This is a genomic window from Thiocapsa sp. C2-2m (assembly GCF_041903745.1).
GTDB classification, from domain to species: domain Bacteria; phylum Pseudomonadota; class Gammaproteobacteria; order Chromatiales; family Chromatiaceae; genus Thiocapsa; species Thiocapsa roseilacustris.
In genome coordinates, this window is the sequence record NZ_JBBWVD010000009.1 from 33871 (window position 1) to 53893 (window position 20023).

15 protein-coding genes are annotated in these 20023 nt (G+C 63.3%); 11 read left to right on the forward strand and 4 right to left on the reverse strand.

Annotated features, from left to right (window positions below):
• Nucleotides 1–143: 143 nt before the first annotated feature.
• A complete protein-coding gene (locus AADX97_RS08515) occupies nt 144–470 on the reverse strand; it encodes a type II toxin-antitoxin system HicB family antitoxin (RefSeq protein WP_374233398.1) in 327 nt (108 codons plus the stop codon).
• Nucleotides 471–1700: 1230 nt separating this feature from the next.
• Nucleotides 1701–1931, reverse strand: coding sequence for a DUF2283 domain-containing protein (locus AADX97_RS08520; protein ID WP_374233397.1), 231 nt, complete (start codon nt 1929–1931; stop codon nt 1701–1703).
• 584 nt (nt 1932–2515) lie between these two features.
• Here AADX97_RS08520 and AADX97_RS08525 point away from each other — a divergent pair.
• From AADX97_RS08525 to AADX97_RS08545, 5 genes are all read left to right on the forward strand, one after another.
• On the forward strand, nt 2516–3748 hold the full coding sequence (locus AADX97_RS08525) for a TolC family protein (RefSeq protein WP_374233396.1): 1233 nt from the start codon (nt 2516–2518) through the stop codon (nt 3746–3748).
• Complete coding sequence (locus tag AADX97_RS08530; RefSeq protein WP_374233395.1) at nt 3745–4833, forward strand: efflux RND transporter periplasmic adaptor subunit; 1089 nt, start codon at nt 3745–3747, stop codon at nt 4831–4833. Before AADX97_RS08525 ends, AADX97_RS08530 begins: the two co-directional genes overlap by 4 nt.
• Complete coding sequence (locus AADX97_RS08535; RefSeq protein ID WP_374233394.1) at nt 4833–7931, forward strand: efflux RND transporter permease subunit; 3099 nt, start codon at nt 4833–4835, stop codon at nt 7929–7931. The genes AADX97_RS08530 and AADX97_RS08535 overlap by 1 nt, the downstream gene beginning before the upstream one ends.
• Nucleotides 7932–8012: 81 nt before the next feature.
• The gene (locus AADX97_RS08540; protein WP_374233393.1) at nt 8013–8411 is read left to right on the forward strand and encodes a hypothetical protein; all 399 of its coding nucleotides are present in this window, start codon (nt 8013–8015) and stop codon (nt 8409–8411) included.
• Between the two features lie 51 nt (nt 8412–8462).
• Nucleotides 8463–8765 carry a DUF3240 family protein gene (locus AADX97_RS08545; protein WP_374233392.1) on the forward strand — a complete coding sequence of 101 codons (303 nt, stop codon included), beginning with the start codon at nt 8463–8465 and terminating at the stop codon, nt 8763–8765.
• Between the two features lie 132 nt (nt 8766–8897).
• On the opposite strand, the gene AADX97_RS08550 is transcribed toward AADX97_RS08545, so the two are convergent.
• A complete protein-coding gene (locus AADX97_RS08550; protein ID WP_374233391.1) occupies nt 8898–9824 on the reverse strand; it encodes a DNA ligase in 927 nt (308 codons plus the stop codon).
• A gap of 349 nt (nt 9825–10173) precedes the next feature.
• Between AADX97_RS08550 and AADX97_RS08555 the strand changes: the two genes are divergently transcribed.
• Nucleotides 10174–11607: an FAD-dependent oxidoreductase gene (locus tag AADX97_RS08555; protein ID WP_374233390.1), complete on the forward strand. Its 1434-nt coding sequence runs from the start codon at nt 10174–10176 to the stop codon at nt 11605–11607.
• Between the two features lie 260 nt (nt 11608–11867).
• Here AADX97_RS08555 and hemE read toward each other — a convergent pair whose 3' ends face one another.
• A complete protein-coding gene (hemE, locus tag AADX97_RS08560) occupies nt 11868–12932 on the reverse strand; it encodes a uroporphyrinogen decarboxylase (protein WP_374233389.1) in 1065 nt (354 codons plus the stop codon).
• Between the two features lie 582 nt (nt 12933–13514).
• Here hemE and uvrD point away from each other — a divergent pair.
• The 5 genes from uvrD (at nt 13515) to rpmE (ending at nt 19949) form a co-directional block, all read left to right on the forward strand.
• Nucleotides 13515–15695 (forward strand): DNA helicase II, encoded by a 2181-nt coding sequence (gene uvrD, locus AADX97_RS08565; protein ID WP_374233388.1) that lies wholly within the window; start codon nt 13515–13517, stop codon nt 15693–15695.
• Nucleotides 15696–16002: 307 nt separating this feature from the next.
• Complete coding sequence (locus AADX97_RS08570; RefSeq protein WP_374233386.1) at nt 16003–17217, forward strand: 30S ribosomal protein S1; 1215 nt, start codon at nt 16003–16005, stop codon at nt 17215–17217.
• A gap of 112 nt (nt 17218–17329) precedes the next feature.
• Complete coding sequence (locus AADX97_RS08575) at nt 17330–18415, forward strand: TRAP transporter substrate-binding protein (protein ID WP_374233385.1); 1086 nt, start codon at nt 17330–17332, stop codon at nt 18413–18415.
• Nucleotides 18412–19602, forward strand: a complete 1191-nt coding sequence (gene hemW / locus AADX97_RS08580; protein ID WP_374233384.1) for a radical SAM family heme chaperone HemW — start codon at nt 18412–18414, stop codon at nt 19600–19602. Before AADX97_RS08575 ends, hemW begins: the two co-directional genes overlap by 4 nt.
• Nucleotides 19603–19748: 146 nt before the next feature.
• Complete coding sequence (gene rpmE / locus AADX97_RS08585) at nt 19749–19949, forward strand: 50S ribosomal protein L31 (protein WP_374233383.1); 201 nt, start codon at nt 19749–19751, stop codon at nt 19947–19949.
• The last annotated feature ends 74 nt before the right edge of the window (nt 19950–20023 follow it).

Consider the following 20023-nt stretch of genomic DNA (forward strand, 5'->3'; position numbering starts at 1 on the left):
TCCGCCTAGCTATGTGGAAAATGCTACCACTCAATTCAGGGGACAGTTTAACTAATCCACTCGATACGAAGTATTTCGTCGAGGGAATTACGTAAACTGTCCCGTAACTCCAACTCCCACAGGCCCCAAATGGAAGGTCTGGATCATCGGGGCCTTGAGACCGCGGCCTCGATGCGCGTGGCGATCCACTGATTCAGGCTCAACCCTTCGGCTTCGGCTCGCGCGTCGGCGCGACGATGGACCTCAGGCGTTAGCCGGAGCGGTATCCTGCCTTTGAAGGTGCGGTCGGGCTGCTCGCCACGTTCCGCACAGAAGGCAAGGTAATCGTCGATGCTGTCGCGAAAGGCCTGCTCGACCTCGAGGTAGGTCTCACCCTCGAACGTGACCACATCCCTAAGCCCGACCACTCGCCCGATGAACGCGCCCTCGTCCGGCTCGACGGTCCCAACATAACCCTTATATTCAAGCATCGTCTTGCTCCCCGACAGGTGTTGTACCCGCCGCGTCGAGGAATTCCCCGTACAGACCGCACGGCCCCGCGTTTGGTCTGTGGACTCGGGTCCGGGCGGTGAAACACCACCCGCACACCCTCGAGAGCAACCCGCACTCGGCTTCCGGCGCCTTCGCTGACCTCGGCGCCGGGGGAAAAGGGGCCAGGCTCAACGACGTTCCTCTCTAGCCGGCGTATTTAATTGAGCCTGGCCCCTTTCCCCCTGGCCCCTTTCCCCCTGTTGCAGCCGCTCTCGGGCTTCCTTCAAATCCTCCAACAAGGTCAACGACAGCGCCCGCAACGCATCCTCCGGCAGCCGCCGCAGGTACGCGTCGTCCAATTGTCGCAGATCGTGTGGACTGAGCTTCACGTCGCGTCTCGATGTTCGCGGAAAGTCCAAGATGCTTGTGCTCTCCTGATTAGAAAGATGTTTCAGCCAGCCGTCTTTTCAGCTGGCATGCGGCCGACCAGGCGCCCAGAAAGTTCACAAAGGGCCGAATTTGTCCCAAATCAGCCCTAGAAATCCGTCATCCGGGTCCGTATCGCGACGCTCGGTGGTGTTGGCTGAAGTTCCTTTCTAATCAGGTGTGCTCTTGGGACGCTATTGTTCCACAATTTCTCGCCAGTGTCTCTCAGGCTCCTGTTTTCAGCAGGGGAGTCTGAACGAGTACCCTGGAAGATCCGTCGGGGTTCCCACCGCTGACCGCGCTAATGTTCATTCCTGTTGATGCAGGTCAACATTCTTTCGCGTTCAGAATAAACAGGGACGGACCCAAGCCGTCCGACAAAGGTGTTGCGCGTTCGACGGAGCGTCAATAACTGCGGGTACGAAAACAATGGCTTACACACGATTCCAGCCCCCCGGATATCGGGTAAATATCTTCTGCATACCAATCGGCCGCAACGCATTGGCGCAATGACGTTTTTTCCGAGTGGAGCAACACCTTTGTCGGACGGCTTGGGACGGACCACGTTTAATCGAAAGAAGGGACGGGAAACCATGGTCTGTCCCTAATAGGCTCTAATAAGCTCTCGGGCGGTGAACCACCGCGCGGACACCCTTGAGAGCAATCGACACTCGGCTTCAGGAGCCTTCACTGACCTCGGCGCCAAGCGCCTGGAACAATGCCTCGATCCCGCACCATCGGATGTCCGTGGGAAGATCCGGAACCGGGTCACCCGTCGGCGCCGGCTCATCTCACGACGCGAGTTATGCTACTTTTTTCGATAACTGTAATAGTTTGGCTTGAGTAGATTCTAGTACTGAGTCTCGCAAGAACGAACTTGCGCCTATTATTTCAATACCAATAAGCTCCCCGTCTTCATTTAGTTCGGCGGTAACATTCGGGCTAACCTCGACACTACCGAATTCTTTTTCATCGGATATTGCCAAGTGCAATATATCCTCTTTCTCGAAATATGATAGTTTTGGATTATTCATTTTGATCCCTTTTCCCCTTTTTACTCTGTATCCGTATGGCGCGTAGCAGTGATCCCTGATGCTGGGGGAACGCTCGTCGCGAACGCGGGACAAATGTGCGTTGGGCTGGTCCGATCCAGGTACGACGCCGAGGGATGCGCGCCTTACCCCATTCATAGGGCATTGTATCGGCTTGGCCAGGGGTGCTGTCGGCCCGCGCGGCCCCCAGCGCCTACGGCTGGCGCGGCCATGCTCATAACGCCGGCCTGCGATGGCTTTGCGTTGTAGGGTGGACAAGCGCAGCGCAGTCCACCAGCGCCGGCGCGGGGTTCGGTGGACTTCGCTCTCGCTCGTCCACCCTACCGGGCGGTCTTATGAACAACGCCGGCTGGCGCTTTGCGGTCATCGGCAGGTTTCAAAAAGGGCTTCGATCAGGATCCGCAGCCGCTGTCTGACGATGAGTTTAGGCGATTTTCCACCACCGGCACGACCATTTCACGTCTAAACCGCGTCCTCCTCGATCGCGCGCCCGGATTCAGCATCGATTCAGTTTGACCCCCTAGTCTCTCCCTCGTGCCCACCTCACGCAGGTCGCGATCGGAGCCATGCCTCGTCCACTTCTCATCATCCCGTTGATCGGTCTGCTGCTGACCGGTGCCGGCAGTGCGGCGGCGACGACCCTCGCCGAGGCGGTCGGCGCCGCGCTGGCGCTCGCAGAGCAGACGCCGCGGGTGACGGCCGCTCGGCGGGAGGCGGATGCGATCCGCACCCAGGCGGGAAGTCTCGTCGCGCAAGATCCCGCGCTGCGGGTGAAATATCTGTCCGAGGAACTGACCGAGGGCGGCGGGGCGAACGAATGGGAGGCGATGGTCGATCTTCCGCTCTGGCTGCCGGGTCAACGCGGTGCCCGTCGGGAGGTGGCCGGTGCGATCGACAGCCAAGCCGGAACGCTCGAGCGTCTGCTGCGCTGGGAGATGGCCGGGCGGGTTCGACAGGCCGCCTGGGAGGCCGCCTTCGCCGAGGGCCGGTTGCGCCAGGCCGAGATCGCCTTGGAGGCCTCGCGTGCCCTGGAGGCAACGGTCGCCAAACGCACCGATGCGGGGGAGCTTGCGCGGGTCGATCTCTTGATGGCCCGTCAGGAAACACTCGGCCGCGAGGTGGACCTGCAGTCCGCCCAGGTCGAGGCCCGACGTGCGCATGACGCCTATCGGCACCTGACCGGCGCCGACAGCCTGCCCGAGCCACTCACCGAATCCGCACCGGCGACAGCCGATGCAGCACAGGGCACAGCACCCGTTCTGCCGCCGAGTCATCCGCTGCTGGCCGACAGCGACGGCGCCCTGGCCCGGGCCCGCGCCGACCGCAAGCAGGTCGGGTCGGACCGGCGCGGCCATCCGACCCTGAGCCTCGGCGGTAAGCGCGCGCAGGAGCTGCGCGGCGAAGACACCCTGGACTCATTGCAGATCGAGGTCAGTATGCCCTTCGGTCTGGCCAGCCAATCGGCGCCTGCACTGGCGTCGGCCGAACGCGCCTACACCGAGCGGCTCACCGAGCTGCATCGCATCCGTCTGGAGGCCGAGCAGGCCCTGGCCAGCGCCGACATCGAACGCCTTGGCGCGGCCGAGGCCCTCTCCGTGGCCGAGCGCCGTCACGCGCTCGCACAGGACGCATTGCGTCTGATGCGCCGCGCCTTTGATCTCGGCGAGACCGATCTCGCCGAGCTGCTGCGTGCCGAGGAGCGCGCTCGCGAGGCGAGCATGGATCTGGAGCTGCGTCGCCTGGAGCAGGGCCGTGCCCTGGCCCGGCTCAATCAAGCCTTAGGAGTGATCCCGGAATGAAGCCGACCCTCATGATGGTCCTCGCCATGTTGGCGCAGGGCGGCACCCTCCAGGCCGCGACCCTGATCGCGGTGGATGCCGACCAGCAAAGCGCGTTCGGCATCACCCTGGCTGCCCCGCTCCCGGCCGCCGAGACCCTGACCCGGCGTTACCCGGCCGAGGTGGCTGTGCCGAACCGCCAGATGCGCGTGGTGGCGGCGCCGCAGAGCGGCGTGTTGGAGAGCCTTCTGGTCGCCGAGGGCGAGCGGGTCGAGGTCGGCCAAGTCCTGGCCGAGCTGCGCAGTCCCGAGCTGGTGGACGCCCAGAGTCAGTATCTGGAGTCATTGACGCGGCTCGAGCTGATCGAGACCGAGCTGGCCCGAGACCGGACCCTGTTCCGCGAAGGCGTGATCGCCGAGCGGCGTCTGCTGGAGAGCCAGTCCAAGCAGCGCGAGCTGACGACGATGGTCGAGCAGCGTCTTCAGTTGCTGGAGCTGGCCGGCTTCGGCAGCGAGGACATCATGACACTTGCGCGCACCCGGCGGCTGACCAGTCGACTCCCGGTGCGCGCGCCGATCGGCGGCGTGGTGCTGGAGCAGATGGTCAGCACGGGCCAGTCGGTCGCGACCGCCGCCCCGCTCTACCGGGTGGCCGAGCTCAACCCCTTGTGGCTCGAGATCCATGTGCCCGTGGAACGGATCACCGGACTGCAGGAGGGCGGGCGCGTCCTCCTGCCACGCGAGGACACCGCCGGGACCATCGTGACCATCGGGCGGATGGTCCATGACCAGGACCAAGGCGTACTGGTGCGCGCCGAGATCAGCGAGGGAGCCGAGCGGCTGCGTCCGGGCCAGTTCGTCGAGGTGCAGTTGAGCGCGGAGGCTGAAGGCGAGAGTTGGCGCGTCCCGCTGGAGGCCGTGGTACGCCATGGAGGTAACGCCTACGTATTCGTGAATCGGGACGGCGGATTCGAAGCGCTCCCGGTGCGCGTGCTCGCCGAGGAGGAAGGCAGTGCCGTGGTCGCGGGTGAGCTGACGTCGGCCGACCGCCTTGCGGTCACGGGCGTCGTCGCCGTCAAGGCGGCCTGGCTCGGGGGCGCCGAATAATGCTCGCCCGTCTGATCCAGTTCGCGCTGACCCAGCGGCTTCTGATGTTGCTGGCCATGCTGGCGCTCATCGGCGGCGGTTGGATGGCCTTCAAGGCCACCCCGATCGACGCCTTCCCGGATGTCTCCACCACCCAGGTGAAGATCATCGTGAAGGCGCCGGGGATGACGCCCGAGGAGGTGGAGACGCGCATCACCAATCGGATCGAGCTGGAGATGCTCGGCATCCCGAACCAGACGATGCTGCGCTCCATCGCCAAATATGCCTTGACCGACATCACCCTGGATTTTGCCGAGGGCACGGATATCTTTTGGGCGCGCCAGCAGGTCGCCGAGCGGCTCGGCGCCATCTGGGGCGATCTGCCTGACGGCGTGGAAGGCGGGCTTGCGCCCATGACCACGCCGCTCGGGGAGATGTTTATGTTCAGCATCGAGGGCGGGGATCTCACCCTGGATGCGCGTCGCGATCTGCTCGACTGGACCATCCGCCCGGCCCTGCGCGCCGTGCCTGGCGTGGCCGATGTGAATGCGCTTGGCGGCCTGGTCACCAGCTTCGAGGTGGTGCCGGACAATGCCCGCATGGCCGCGCGGGGGATCCGCCTGGCGGATCTGACCGCGGCGATCACGGCGAACAACCGCAACGACGGCGCCGGACGCCTGAGCGCCGGCGAGGAGGTGCTCCTGGTCCGCAGCCAAGGCGCAATCAAGACGCTGGAGGATCTCGGCGCCATCGTGGTCGGGGGTGATGCCCGCCAACCGGTGCGGGTCGCCGATATCGCCGAGGTGCGTTTCGGCGCCTTGACCCGCTACGGCGCGGTGACGCGCAACGGCAGCGGCGAGGCGGTCGAGGGTCTGGTGCTGGCCCTGCGCGGTGCCAATGCGCGGGAGGTCGTGCGCGGCATCCATGCCAAGCTCGACGAGTTGGCGCCGGCGCTGCCGGAGGGCGTGCGCATCGACGTCTTCTACGATCGCGGTGTCCTGGTCGACAAGGCGATCCACACGGTCACCAAGGCGTTGATCGAGGCGACGGTTCTGGTCCTGATCCTGCTGGTGCTCTTTCTGGGCGATCTGCGCGCGGCCCTGACGGTCGCCTTGATCCTGCCGCTATCGGCCCTGGCGACCTTCATCCTGATGCGCCAGTTCGGGCTATCGGCCAATCTCATGTCGCTGGGCGGGCTGACCATCGCCATCGGCATGCTGGTCGATGCGGCCGTCGTGGTGGTCGAGAACCTGGTGACGCATCTCAATCGGGGCAGCGCGGGCGGACGCCTGCCGCGGCTGCACATCCTCTATCGGGCGACCCGCGAGGTCGCATTGCCGGTCTCCTCCGGGATCCTGGTCATCATCATCGTCTTCCTGCCCTTGCTGACGCTGCAGGGTCTGGAGGGCAAGCTCTTCATGCCGGTGGCGCTGACCATCGTCTTCGCCTTGGCCAGCTCGCTGCTGCTCTCGCTCACGGTCATCCCGGTGCTGGCATCTTATCTGTTGGGCAAGGGCGCGGGGGCCGGTGGAAACGGGGGCGAGGGCGAGCACGCCGAACCCTGGCTGGTACGCATCCTGACCCGGATCTATGTCCCGGTGCTCGACTGGAGTCTGCGCCATCAATGGGTTCTGCTGAGCGGCGCGCTGGCCCTGCTGATCGCCGCGGGGGCACTCTACACCCAGGTCGGCAAGTCCTTCATGCCGACCATGGACGAGGGCGATCTGATTGTTCAGCTCGAGAAGCTGCCCTCGATCAACCTGGCCGAGTCCATCGCGATCGACCAACGCGTCCAGGCGGCGATCCTGGCCGAGGTGCCGGAGGTCGAATCGATCATCGCCCGCACCGGCTCCGACGAGCTCGGTCTCGACCCCATGGGGCTGAATCAGACCGACAGCTTCCTGGTGCTCAAGCCGCACGAGACCTGGCGCTTCACGACCAAGGACGAGCTGATGGACGCCATCCGCACTGTGTTGAACCGCTTCCCCGGCCTGGACTACGCCTTTACGCAACCGATCGAGATGCGCGTCTCCGAGATGTTGACCGGGGTGCGCGGCGATCTCGCGGTGAAGATCTTCGGCCCGGACTCGGACGCGCTCAACGGGCTCGCCGAGCGGATCGTCGGCGTGCTCGAAGGCATCGCAGGCTCGCAGGATGTCTACACCCCGCGCAACGAGGGCGCCCAATACCTGAATCTGGTGGTGGACCGTTTGGAGGCCGGGCGACTTGGGGTGGACGCGGACGCCTTGGCCGATCTGCTTCGCGCCCAAGTCGAGGGGCTGACGGTCGGGACGTTGGATGTCGAAGGCAAGCGTCGCCCGTTGCTGGTGCGCGGCCCCGAGGCGCTGCGCGAGTCGCCCGCGCGATTCGCCGGTCTCCAAGTCTCCTTGCCCGACGGGCGCGCCGTGCCGCTCAACAACCTGGTGCGGATCGAGCGCACCGAGGGACCGGTCGCCATTTCGCGCGAGCGCGGCAGTCGCATGGCGGTCGCCATCGCCAACGTCGACGGGCGCGACCTAGTGGGATTCGTCGCCGAGGCGCGTGCGGCGGTCGCCGAGCAGATCGAGCTGCCGCCCGGCTATCGGCTGGAATGGGGCGGCGAGTTCGAGAACCAGCAGCGCGCCGCGGCACGCCTCGCCTTAGTGGTGCCGGTGGCGCTGGTGCTGATCTTCCTGGTGCTCTTCTCGACCTTCGGCTCGGTGAAGCAGGCCGCTCTGGTGCTGTCGAACGTGCCCTTCGCCATGATCGGAGGCGTCTTCGCGCTGGCCCTCACCGGTGAATATCTCTCGGTGCCTGCGTCGGTCGGTTTCATCGCCCTGCTCGGCATCGCGGTGCTGAACGGCGTGGTGATGGTGACCTATTTCAACCAGCTGCGCGCGCTCGGCCGACCCATGCAGGAGGTGGTCGTCGAAGGCGCTCGGCGACGCCTGCGGCCGGTGCTCATGACCGCGAGTATCGCCGCCTTCGGGCTGGTGCCGCTGCTCTTCGCGACCGGACCCGGATCCGAGATCCAGCGCCCGCTGGCGATCGTGGTCATCGGCGGGTTGGTCTCGGCCACCCTGCTCACACTCATCCTGTTGCCGATCCTTTACCGTCGTTTCGGTGCGGAACGGGTCTAAGCCGTCGAGGACGATGCACTCGTCTCGAATCGGGGCGACCCCGGACAACAAGGACTCATACGCTTACGGAGGACAACAACCATGCCGAAATCAACCGTCAATGCACTCGCGGCCGTGTTCCTGATGACCGCAGTGGTCATCCCGACCCATGCGGCCGATCTGAAACTGCTCCTCGACGACACGACATCGGTCATCCCGACCGACGTCACCTATCAACTCTCACCCGACGGACTCAAGGTCGAGGGCTGGGTCGAAAAACGCTCGGCGCACACCGGACGGATGCAGGGCCATGTCGAGATCAGGCTGCTTGACGAGACCGGCTCGGTGCTCGCGCAGAAAGATACCTACATGGTCCGTTATTCACCGACGCGATCCAATCCGCAGAAGGCCAGCTTCAGCACGCTGGTGCCCGACGTCCCGCCCGGGACCGCGGCAATCGAGGTGGCGCACCGGGTCGGCAAGACCTCGGCCGAGCACTGACCACCGTCGGATGGATCGCATCGATCACGCGCCGCGAGAAAAGGCCGACTCATGCAACACCTTCTACTCCATCTGATTATCCCCCTACAGGCGGAAGACGCACTCGTCGAGTGGCTGCTGGAGCGCAAGGACATCCCCGGCTTCACCAGTAGTGTAGTCGCCGGACACGGTTCCTCCGAGCGCTCCATGACCACCGCCGAGCAGGTCGCCGGGCGCAGTCGCCGGGTGATGTTCATGCTGCTGCTTCCCGAGGAGACCGCACACGCGGTGCTCGCGGGATTGGGGGCCGAATTCGGGGGCAGCGGCATCCATTACTGGCTGGTACCTGCGATCGCGCAAGGTCGTTTGGTTTAAGGCGAACTCCGGAAACCTTCATGCCAAGGGCGTAGGTTGTGCCGAGCCATGCGAGGCACAACCAACCGTCGGCGCAAGTTGTGCCTCCTATCGTCAGCACAACCTACGGGTATGGAAGTTTGCGGAAATCACCTAAAGGGTTTCGACCTGCCGTAGGAAGCTCGCGAAACGGGGCAGACCGTTGGCCGTACGCCCGTAATACTTGAAGTTGACGACGCTGCCTATGGGCGGCGGGTCGTCGCGCTCGGTATCGCTGAAACCGGTGCCGAGCCGAAATCGGGTGCCGTCCGCCTCCTCGACCACAAGTGAGCCCATCCGCCCTTCATGCCTTCCTCGGCCCGGGAGATGGGCGATCACCCGGGCGTCGGCTTCCAGGTAGGGTTTGACCTTGAGGAGGTCGGCCGTACGTCCGATGCGGTAGAGCGAATCACGTCGATGCAGCATCAAGCCTTCGCCGCCCGCGGCAACCACCTGCTCCAACGCGACCATCAAGGCGTCATGATCCGCAACGCGGGTTTGCTCGACCAGCGCGAGGAAGGGGCTCGGCGAGGCCGCGACCAGCCCTCGCAACACCTTCAGCCGGGTCTCGAAATCGCCCGGGTGGTCGGGGAGGTCGAACAACATGTAGCGGACACGACGCCAAGCGTCTTCATCCGGCTTGGATCGTCGCACCGTTCCGGACAGGAGGGCAAAGGTGCCGCGGCCCATCCAGAGCTCTCCGTCGAGGGCCACCGCGGGAAAATCGGCCGTGAACCAGGCGGGCGCCGTGATCGGAATGCCCCCGCGCGTGAAGAGACGGCGGCCGTTCCAGTAGCCGCGCACGCCGTCGAGCTTTTCGCTGAGCAGATAGCCGTCAAGATCGATGCCGGGACGATAGACCTCCCCCAGTGCGAAGCCGGGCACCGCCCGCGTCGTCGACGACGCGCTCGCCGGGGCGAGCGAGGCCGACGACACATCCCCCGCCGCCATCGCCTCCTCGCTCGTTGCGGCGGCAGGGCCGTGAAGCCGGCCGAAAAGAAGCAAGAAGAGCCCCAATAGAAGACTGAACCAGTGCGGCATCGATCACGTTCCGTTGATATTTCGATGGCGACACTCTATCTCAAATCAGCAGCCGCACAAAATCGACGTACACGAAACAACACTAATACCACCTTAACATCGGCGCTGCGCCATGCGCATCAAGGGACCACGCAGGCTCTACTCGACGCTCTGGATCGTCGTCCAGTTAACCCTGCGCACAAATCCGATTGTTCTACTCAATACTTTAAATCCGTCCTACTGCATTCTTTCCTGTGCTGACATGGGCTAACGTGACGGTATTGTTGCGCTGCACAAAAACGTCTCGACATCCTGTGGACGTTTGACCCGAGCGCTCGGCTTCACGGCCGCTTGTCAGGACAGCAAGACCATGATCGCTTCGACTCACTACGACGTCCTCATCGTCGGTGCCGGCGTCACCGGTACTGCACTCCTCTACCAGTTGGCGAAATTCACCGACCTGAACCGCCTCTGCCTGGTCGAGAAATACGACAGCATCGCCACGGTCAACTCGCACGCGCACAACAATAGCCAAACCATTCACTGCGGCGACATCGAGACCAACTACACCCTGGAAAAGGCGCGCGCCATCAAGCGCACCGCCTACATGGTGATCAACTACGCAACCAAGCTCGCCCCGCGCGATCGCGACCGCATCATCCACCGGATGCCAAAGATGGTACTTGGCGTCGGCGAGACCGAGTGCCGCTACATCCGTGATCGCTACGAGCGCTTTAAGGGGCTCTATCCGCGCATGGAGTTGCTCGAGCGCAAGGAGATCGCCGACATCGAGCCCAACGTCGCCCTCGTGGACGGCACCTGGCGCAAGGAGGAGATCGTCGCCACCGGCACACCGGACGACTATTGTGCCGTTGACTTCCAGGCCCTGGCTCAATCCTTCTCGGCCGATTGCGTGCGGATGGATCGGCAAACCTCCAAGCAGATCACCCAGTTGTTCTCGACCAAGGTCGATAAAATCCGCCGCGACGGACCGGATTACGTCTTGGAGACCAACCGAGGCCTGTTGAAGGCGCGGGCCCTTGTGGTCTGCGCGGGCGGACACTCGCTCTTGATGGCGCAGGAGATGGGACTGGGATTGGAATACTCCTGTATGCCGGTCGCCGGGTCCTTCTATTTCGCACCCGAGGCGCTGAACGGAAAGGTCTACACGGTTCAGAATCCGAGCCTTCCGTTTGCCGCGGTCCACGGCGACCACGATATCAAGGAACTCGGCAAGACCCGTTTCGGGCCGACCGCCTTCATGCTGCCGATGCTCGAGCGCTACAACCGCGACAGCATCCCGGATTTCTTCAAGGTCCTGAGGTTCGATCGACGGGTTGCCGCGGCCTTTTGGGCCATGCTCAAGGAGCGCGATATCCGCCACTACATCCTACGCAACCTTCTCTACGAGGTGCCGGGCCTGAATCGCCATTTCTTCGTGCGCGAGATCCGCAAGATCGTGCCCTCGATCAAGGCGGCCGACATCACCTATGCCGAGCGCTTCGGCGGGCTGCGACCACAGTTGATTGACAAGACGTCCGGCAAGCTGCGCATGGGAGAGGCCAAGATCACCAACGAGGCCGGTCTTATCTTCAACATGACCCCGTCGCCAGGCGGCACGAGTTGTCTGGGCAGCGGAGAGACCGATATGCGCTCGATCGCGGGCTATCTGGGTGCCCGAATCGACGAGCAAGGCTTGGCGCGGGAGCTTCTGATGGGGTACGAAGATACGCGCGGGCAGGGTGAGGCAACTGCGGCGGTGGATACGGAATCCGAGGCCATGCCGCTCGCCGAGGCGGTCTAAAATGAATCGCGTCCTTAGAGGGTTTCTGTTGCGTTGGCGGTGATTTCGACGTCCGTGTGACCAGCAGCGTTTGAGTCGACGCGATTCAGAGGTGAAAAGCGAGGAAGGGTTTGCACGCAGATCGGCGTCTGTCGGTGAGCTCAAGCCGAGCCATCGCCACCCTCTCGAAAAAATATCCTAAACCGCGTTCCCACCGAAGTCATGGGCTCGCGCAACCGCGAGCCCAATCCAAAAATATTCCCTATCGCACCGGACGCGGTTTAGCGGTGGTAGGGGCGACTGAGCTCATGCACCGCCGCCACCATCGCCCCCGCATGCGCCGGATTCACGTCGGGCGTGATCCCATGCCCGAGATTGAAGACATGGCCCGGACCCTTGCCGTAGCTGGCGAGTACGCGCGCCACTTCTTCGCGGATCCGTTCGGGTGAGGCGTAGAGCGCGCAGGGATCGAGATTACCCTGCAGCGAGACCCGATCGCCGGTCAGGATGCGCGCGTCGGCCAGATCGGTCGTCCAGTCCACGCCGAGTCCGTCGCAGCCGGTATCGGCCATGTGATTCAGCCACTGACCGCCGTTCTTGGTGAAGAGGATCACCGGGACGGCGCGTCCCTCTGCCTCGCGGTTCAGACCCTCGACCACGCGCTGCATATAGGCCAGGGAGAACTCGCGATAGTTGGCCGGCGCCAGTGCACCGCCCCAGGTATCGAAGATCATGGTCGCCTGCGCACCGCGGGCGATCTGGGCGTTCAGGTAAGCGACGACGGCATCCGCAGTCTTGGCCAACAGGGCGTGAAGCAGATCCGGACGGTCGAACATCATCCCCTTCACCTGCGAGAAGTTCTTCGCGCCTCCGCCCTCGACCATGTAGGTCGCGAGCGTCCAGGGACTGCCCGAGAAGCCGATCAAGGGCACGCGTCCGGCGAGCTCGCGTCGAATCGTCGAGACGGCCTCCATCACGTAGCGCAGCTCGTCCTCCGGATCCGGCACGGCGATCCGATCGACATCGGCCTGCGTGCGCACCGGCCGCTCGAAATGCGGCCCCTCCCCTTCCGCGAAATACAGACCCAGCCCCATCGCGTCCGGCACCGTCAGGATGTCCGAGAAGAGGATGGCGGCATCCAACGGAAAACGCTCCAACGGCTGCAGCGTGACCTCGCAGGCGAGCTCCGGGTTCTTGCACAGATCCATGAAGCTGCCGGCCTTCGCGCGCGTTGCACGGTACTCGGGCAGATAGCGGCCTGCTTGGCGCATCATCCAAACCGGAGTGTATTCAACGGGTTCGCGCATCACTGCACGGATGAAGGTGTCATTGATGAGTGGCGTCATGAAGCAGGACCTGGGCAGTCGAGGAAGAAGGGTCGCGGTGGTTCAGGCGTCCATTCTACTACGGGTTTCACTTGTGACGAGGTTGCGAAGGACGTGGACGCCTTTGTCCGCAGCGTCGGTACGGGCGGCAGGCCACGTGGCAGGCCGAACACTGACCGCTCGTCGGGGCGGGAGAGGGATCGACCGACTGTATAAGTCTGTTCACGGTAGGGTCCACAAGTCTGTGGATAAGGTGTGGTCATTTTGACAGCTTCTTTTTACACACCGCTTACCCACAGCTTGGAGAGGTATCTGGGAACAGCCAAGAATCGGCCCAAGTCATTGAGCTTGAATTTATTTTAGGTGCGATCGAGTTATCCACAGCGCTTATTAAGATTATTGGTTTTTTATTTAAACTATTTTAAATAAGGATCCGGCCGGAAAACCGGCCGATCCCGCTTGCAAGGCTATGATGCTCATCCAACAGACTGAATCGATATGTTTTTCAGCAGAAACCCTACGTCTGGCCTTGCCCTCTCCCCGCGTTGAGCCAGCCGACAACAACACATGTCATGCCGGAGCTGGTTTAGTAGAATCCAGGCGATGGATGTCTCCGCCCTACTCGATCCCCTCAACGACGCTCAGCGCGCGGCTGTCGCCGCCGAGTCCGGTAATCTTCTCGTGCTCGCCGGCGCCGGATCGGGCAAGACCCGCGTCTTGGTCCATCGCATCGCCTGGCTGGTCCAGGTGCAGCAGGTGCCGTCCTACGCCGTGCTGGCGGTCACCTTCACCAACAAAGCGGCGCGCGAGATGCGCGGTCGAATCGAGACGATGCTCGGCGTGCCGATCGGCGGGATGTGGGTCGGGACCTTTCACGGGCTCGCCCATCGCTTTTTGCGCGCGCACTGGCAGGACGCGCAGCTTCCGCAGCATTTCCAGATCCTGGATTCGGACGACCAGTTCCGTTTGATCAAGCGGATCCTCAAGGCGTTGGCCCTGGACGAGGCACGCTGGCCGCCGCGTCAGGTGCAGGGTTTCATCAACCAGCAGAAGGACGAGGGTCTGCGGCCGAACCACCTGGACGGCAGCGGCGATTTCTTCACGGACAAGATGATCACGGTCTATCGTCAGTACGAGGAGGAGCGTGCACGCTCGGGCCTGCTCGACTTCGCCGATCTGCTGCTCAGGACGTTGGAGCTGCTGCGCGAGCGTCCGGACATCCTGCAGCACTATCAGCGACGCTTCGCCCACATCCTGGTCGATGAGTTTCAGGACACCAACGGCATCCAGTACGCCTGGCTGCGCCTCTTGGCCGGGGCGAACGACAACCTCTTCGCCGTCGGCGACGACGATCAATCGATCTACGGCTGGCGCGGTGCAAAGGTTGAAAATATCCAATCCTTTCAGCGTGATTACCCCAGTACGCAGGTGATCCGGTTGGAGCAAAATTACCGTTCGAGCGGCAACATCTTGGCCGCGGCCAACGCCCTGATCGCCCACAACCCGACCCGGCTCGGCAAAAACCTCTGGACCCAAGACGGCGAGGGCGAGCCAATTCGACGCTATACGGCCTTCAACGAGGTCGACGAGGCGCGCTTTGTGGTGGAGCGGATTCGCCGCTTTACCCAGAGCGAGGGTCATCGGCGCGACGAGTGCGCCATCCTCTATCGCACCACAGCCCAATCACGTCTCTTCGAGGAGGCGCTGATCCAGGCCCAGATCCCTTATCGGGTCTACGGCGGACTGCGGTTCTTTGAGCGCGCCGAGATCCGCGATGCACTTGCCTATCTGCGCTTGGTCGCCAATCCGGACGACGATGCCGCCTTCGAGCGCGTGGTCAACACACCCAACCGAGGCATCGGCACCCGCACCCTGGATCTGTTGCGCCAGCAGGCACGCGAGACGCGGGTCTCGCTCTGGCGGGCAGCGGCCGATCTGACCGGGACCTCGGTCCTGGGCCCGAGGGGCGGCGCCGCACTGCTCGGCTTTATCGATCTGGTCAGGGATCAACGCCGAGCGCGGGAGGGTCTGGCGCTGCACGCGCTGGTAACCGCCCTGATCGAAGCGGCCGGCTTGCCTGATTTCTACAAGAAGAACAAGGACGGCAAGGGCCAGGATCGGATCGAGAACCTGGAGCAGTTGGTCGACACGGCCGCGCGTTTCGAGGAGGACCTGCACGAGGAAGAGACCGACGCGCTTGCGGTCTTTCTTGCGCACGCCGCTCTCGAGGCAGGGGATACTCAAGCCGACGGCTTCGAGGACAGTGTTCAGCTCATGACCCTGCACAGCGCCAAGGGTCTGGAGTTTCCGGTCGTCTTCCTGGTCGGGCTGGAAGAAGGCCTCTTCCCCCACAGTCTTTCGGCCGAAGATCCGAGCCGGCTCGAAGAGGAGCGTCGACTCTGCTATGTCGGCATGACACGAGCGATGCGCGAGCTCTATGTGACCCACGCGGAAAGCCGGCGGCTCTACGGCCGGGAGGAGTCACCGATGCCCTCGCGGTTCCTGCGCGAGGTCCCGCCGGGGTTGGTCGAGGAGGTTCGGGCGCGCAGCAACATCCGCCGCACGGCATCTACCCCGAGCGCGAGCTCGAGCCTGGCGTCGATGTCGAGCGGCGATCCCGGTCTCTTCAGGCTCGGCCAACGTGTCATCCACCCGAAATTCGGCGAGGGCGTCGTCCTGAACAGCGAGGGTCGCGGATCCGCGGCTCGGATTCAGGTCAATTTTCAGAAGGCCGGAGCCAAATGGCTGGTCCTGGCTTATGCTCGGCTTGAGCCTGCAGGTTGACGCGCCGTGCTCGGGCTCGACGATGGATCATCCGACCGCTGCTGTGACGCGCGCTCGAATTGTTCTACATTGACCCTTTAAACCGCGCTCGGTGCGGTATGCGACATGTGTAGGATTGGCTTGGCCGCGCCAGCTCCGACGACTGTCGGAGCTGGCGCGGTTTAAAATATTCAAAAATATTAAATTTAAACCGCGTCGCACAGCTATCGAGGAGATCTCCAAAGCCGAACGCAACATGAAAATGGCGCATATCACTCCGGATGCGGTTTAACCGCGATCCTCAACCAGACGACGGCACACCGCAATCATGTCCGAACCCAGCTTTGAAGACCTCCTCAAGCAATTCGACCAAACCCATCCGCAGTCCGGTGCCGGGGGGGCGGCCGTCGGCGACAAGGTGCGGGGTGTCGTGGTGTCGATCGGCGAAGAGTTCGCCTTCGTCGATCTGGGTGGCAAATCGGAAGGTCGTCTTGAGGTTTCCGTCCTCAAGGATGCGGAGGGCCATCTCAAGTCCGCCGTCGGCGACACCGTCGAGACCCATGTCACCGGCAAAGATGAAGACTCGGGGATGTTGCTGCTTGGCAGCCAGCATGGTCATCGCTATCACGGTATCGAGGAGGTTGAGGGCGCCTACCGGCAGGGACTGCCCGTGCAAGGTCAGGTCAGCGCGGCTGTGAAGGGCGGTATCGAGGTTCAGGTCGCCGGTTTGCGTGCCTTCTGCCCGGCCTCGCAGGTCGATATCCGCTTCATCGAAGACCTCTCCGAGCTGGTCGGTCAACGGTTCGATTTTCGCATCACCAAGTTCGAAGGCGGCCGACGTCCGAATCTGGTCCTGTCGCGCAAGGTCCTGCTCGAAGAGGAGCAGCGTCAACGCGCCGAGGAGACCCGTGCGCAACTGCACGAAGGTGCGGTGTTGTCGGGGCTCGTCACTTCGCTGAAAGACTACGGGGCGTTCGTGGATATCGGCGGTCTCGAGGGCATGATCCACATCAGTCAACTGGCCTTTGGTCATGTCAAGCATCCCAGCGAGATCCTCAGCGTCGGCCAACCGGTCGAGGTCTCGGTCCTGCGCATCGAGCCGCCCAGCGGTCCGAAAAGCCGGGAAAAGATCGCGCTCTCGATCCGCGCACTCGCCCGGGATCCGTGGCAGGAGGCCGCGAACAACTTCCCCGTCGGTCAGCGGGTGAGCGGCACGGTCAGTCGGCTGCAACCCTTCGGGGCCTTCGTCGAGCTCGCTCCCGGGATCGACGGCCTAGTCCATATCAGCGAGCTCGGCGCCGGGCGCCGCGTGAACCATCCGAGCGAGGTGCTGAACGTTGGCGACCCTGTCGAGGCGACAGTCCTTGGAGTCGATCTGGAGCGGCGTCGGATCAGCCTGTCACTCGATGAGACCAAGGGGGCCGAAGCGGGATTCCAGGGGCCTGGCGTCGCGCCCGGCGCACCCGCTGCCGAGGCGCCGGAGAAGACCATGGGTAGCTTCGGCGCGCTGCTGCAGGCGTCGTTGAAGAAAGGCCAATTGTAAGTCTTATTAGGCCTTTGCGGACGCGAAATGCAGCCTGGGACCGACGTCGCGTTCCGCCCTCGGCCCCGATATACGACAAGCATCACATCAACAAGCAGACTGGAGGACGGGGATGCAACGCCGCGATTTCATCAAAGGGGTTGGTGCTGGCTCGTTGGCGGTCGGGGCGGTGGTCGGCGGCATGGGGTCGGCTCATGCCAAGGCCGAATACAGTTGGAAGATGGTCACGACTTGGCCGAAGAACTTCCCGGGTCTCGGCACGGGGGCGAACAATCTCGCTACCTTGATCGGCGAGATGAGTGGCGGTCGGATCGAGGTTAAGGTCTTCGGTGCCGGCGAGCTGGTGCCCGCGTTCGAGATTTTCGACGCGGTCTCGCGCGGGACCGCCGAGATAGGCCATGGCTCGGCCTATTACTGGAAAGGCAAGAGCGAGGCCGCTCAGTTCTTCTCCACGGTGCCTTTCGGCCTGACCGCACAGGAGATGAACGGCTGGATCTACCATGGCGGCGGGATGGAGCTCTGGACCGAGCTGTATGACCGGTTCGGCTTGGTTCCCGCGCCCGCGGGGAACACCGGCGTGCAGATGGGCGGTTGGTTCAACAAGGAGATCAACTCGGTCGAGGATCTGAAAGGTCTGAAGATGCGCATCCCCGGGCTTGGCGGCGAAGTGCTCGCACGGGCCGGCGGTACCCCGGTCAACCTGCCCGGAGGGGAGCTTTTCACCGCATTGCAGAACGGCACGATCGATGCCACCGAGTGGGTCGGACCTTACAACGACTTGGCCTTCGGTCTCTACAAGGCGGCCAAGTATTACTACTATCCGGGTTGGCACGAGCCGGGCACCATCCTGGAGGCCATGATCAACAAGAAGGTCTACGACGGGCTGCCGACGGATCTGCAATCCATCGTCATGAACGCCTGCAAGGTCGTCAATCAGGACATGCTCGCCGAGTACACCGCGCGCAACCCGGTCGCGCTTCAGACGCTCATCACCAAGCACAACGTTGACCTGCGACGATTTCCGAACGACGTCATCCTCAAGCTGCGAGCACTGTCGGAGGAGGTCGTCGCCGAGATCGCGCAGAAGGACGAGTTCTCCTCCAAGGTGTACAGCTCCTACAAGAAATTCCTCAGCCAAAGCAAGGAGTGGAGCGGGATTGGGGAGTTGACCTACCTGCAGGCACGCGATCAGGCGTGACCGAATCCGCGAGCAGCAGCAGCAGCGCGCCGGCGTTGCCGCTTGCGCTTTACGTGCATACCCCTTGGTGTGTCAGCAAATGTCCCTATTGCGATTTCAACTCGCATGCCGCGGACATCCCGCCGTTCGAACCCTATGTGACACGCCTTCTGGCGGATCTGGATCTTGAGCTCGGCCGGCCCGCTGCACGACGGCCGCTGAGCTCGGTGTTTATCGGCGGCGGAACACCCAGCCTGTTTCCCGGCCCGGCCGTGCGGCGACTGCTCGACGGTATTCGTGAGCGTGCGGACCTGGTCCCCGAGATCGAGATCACCCTGGAGGCGAATCCGGGAACGCGTGACGCGGCCCGTTTCGCGAAGTACCGAGAGGCGGGGGTCAATCGGCTCTCGATCGGGGTGCAAAGTCTCTCGGCAGCCCGCTTGCGTGCGCTCGGACGGATCCACGGACCGGACGAGGTTTACGAGACCGTCCGGATGGCCATCGCAGCCGGGTTCGACAATATCAATCTGGACATGATGTTTGCGCTGCCCGAGCAGAGCCTCGCAGAGGCGAAGCAGGATCTCGAAAGGCTGATCGCTCTGGAACCCGCACACATCTCCTACTACCAACTGACGCTCGAGCCCAATACAGCGTTTTATGCGCACCGGCCTCCGGTGCCGGATCCCGACCTAGCCGCCGACATCGCCGAGCAGGGCATCGAGGACCTGGCGCGAGCCGGCTACCGTCAATACGAAGTTTCCGCTCACGCGCGGGATGGAGCGCGTTGTCTCCACAATCTCACCTACTGGGAGTTCGGCGACTATCTCGGGATCGGTGCGGGCGCCCACGGCAAGCTCACGCAGGAGAGCACGGCACGAGACGGCAGGCAGGTGTCCCGAACCGCCAAACGCCGCCACCCCGAGGCCTACCTGAACGCCTCCACGGACACCTTGGTCAGCAGCACGCGCATTCTTGCCGATCAGGATCTGATTCTCGAATTTGCACTCAATGCCTTGCGTCTCACCGAGGGGTTCCCGTGCGGTCTGTTCACCTGCACCACGGGACTGCCTTGGTCGCGAATCTCGAACATCGTCCGCGTGGCGGAAGAGGACGGCATGCTTCGGATCCTCGCCGACAGAGTCGAGCCCACCGACCGAGGCCGTCGCTTTCTGGACGACCTCGTCGCGCGTTTTGCGACCGGGCCATGATCAGGATCCAGACGCTCCGCTCGGGCGGGGGAAAGCGCGATCGAGCTGCAACACAGGGTTGCGGGGTCGTGGCCGGAGTTGTATCCTACCGCGTTCCATTGATTTTTCAGCGCCCGATCGGGGCCAATGCCAACGCCAAGGTCATCATGAAAGAAGGAATCCATCCCAACTACGCCGACGTCAAGGTGGTCTGTAGCTGCGGTAACGAGTTTACGACCCGCTCAACCTTGGGCAGGGAAATGCATGTGGAGGTTTGCTCCTCTTGCCATCCCTTCTACACCGGCAAGCAAAAGGTCCTCGACACCGCCGGGCGCGTCGACAAGTTCAGGCGCAAATACGCGCGCTGATGTGCCCATGCGCCGGGCGCTGCCCCGCCCGACGCATCCCGGCTCTTCGACCGAGCCGGCCCCGCCCCCGAGCG

Coding starts and splice junctions, on each gene's coding strand:
- AADX97_RS08530 (WP_374233395.1), top strand. CDS start 3,745: ATGAAGCCGACCCTCATGATGGTCCTCGCCATGTTGGCGCAGGGCGGC.
- AADX97_RS08575 (WP_374233385.1), top strand. CDS start 17,330: ATGCAACGCCGCGATTTCATCAAAGGGGTTGGTGCTGGCTCGTTGGCG.
- uvrD (WP_374233388.1), top strand. CDS start 13,515: ATGGATGTCTCCGCCCTACTCGATCCCCTCAACGACGCTCAGCGCGCG.
- AADX97_RS08545 (WP_374233392.1), top strand. CDS start 8,463: ATGCAACACCTTCTACTCCATCTGATTATCCCCCTACAGGCGGAAGAC.
- AADX97_RS08515 (WP_374233398.1), bottom strand. CDS start 470: ATGCTTGAATATAAGGGTTATGTTGGGACCGTCGAGCCGGACGAGGGC.
- AADX97_RS08520 (WP_374233397.1), bottom strand. CDS start 1,931: ATGAATAATCCAAAACTATCATATTTCGAGAAAGAGGATATATTGCAC.
- AADX97_RS08540 (WP_374233393.1), top strand. CDS start 8,013: ATGCCGAAATCAACCGTCAATGCACTCGCGGCCGTGTTCCTGATGACC.
- rpmE (WP_374233383.1), top strand. CDS start 19,749: ATGAAAGAAGGAATCCATCCCAACTACGCCGACGTCAAGGTGGTCTGT.
- AADX97_RS08555 (WP_374233390.1), top strand. CDS start 10,174: ATGATCGCTTCGACTCACTACGACGTCCTCATCGTCGGTGCCGGCGTC.
- AADX97_RS08550 (WP_374233391.1), bottom strand. CDS start 9,824: ATGCCGCACTGGTTCAGTCTTCTATTGGGGCTCTTCTTGCTTCTTTTC.
- AADX97_RS08570 (WP_374233386.1), top strand. CDS start 16,003: ATGTCCGAACCCAGCTTTGAAGACCTCCTCAAGCAATTCGACCAAACC.
- AADX97_RS08525 (WP_374233396.1), top strand. CDS start 2,516: ATGCCTCGTCCACTTCTCATCATCCCGTTGATCGGTCTGCTGCTGACC.
- AADX97_RS08535 (WP_374233394.1), top strand. CDS start 4,833: ATGCTCGCCCGTCTGATCCAGTTCGCGCTGACCCAGCGGCTTCTGATG.
- hemE (WP_374233389.1), bottom strand. CDS start 12,932: ATGACGCCACTCATCAATGACACCTTCATCCGTGCAGTGATGCGCGAA.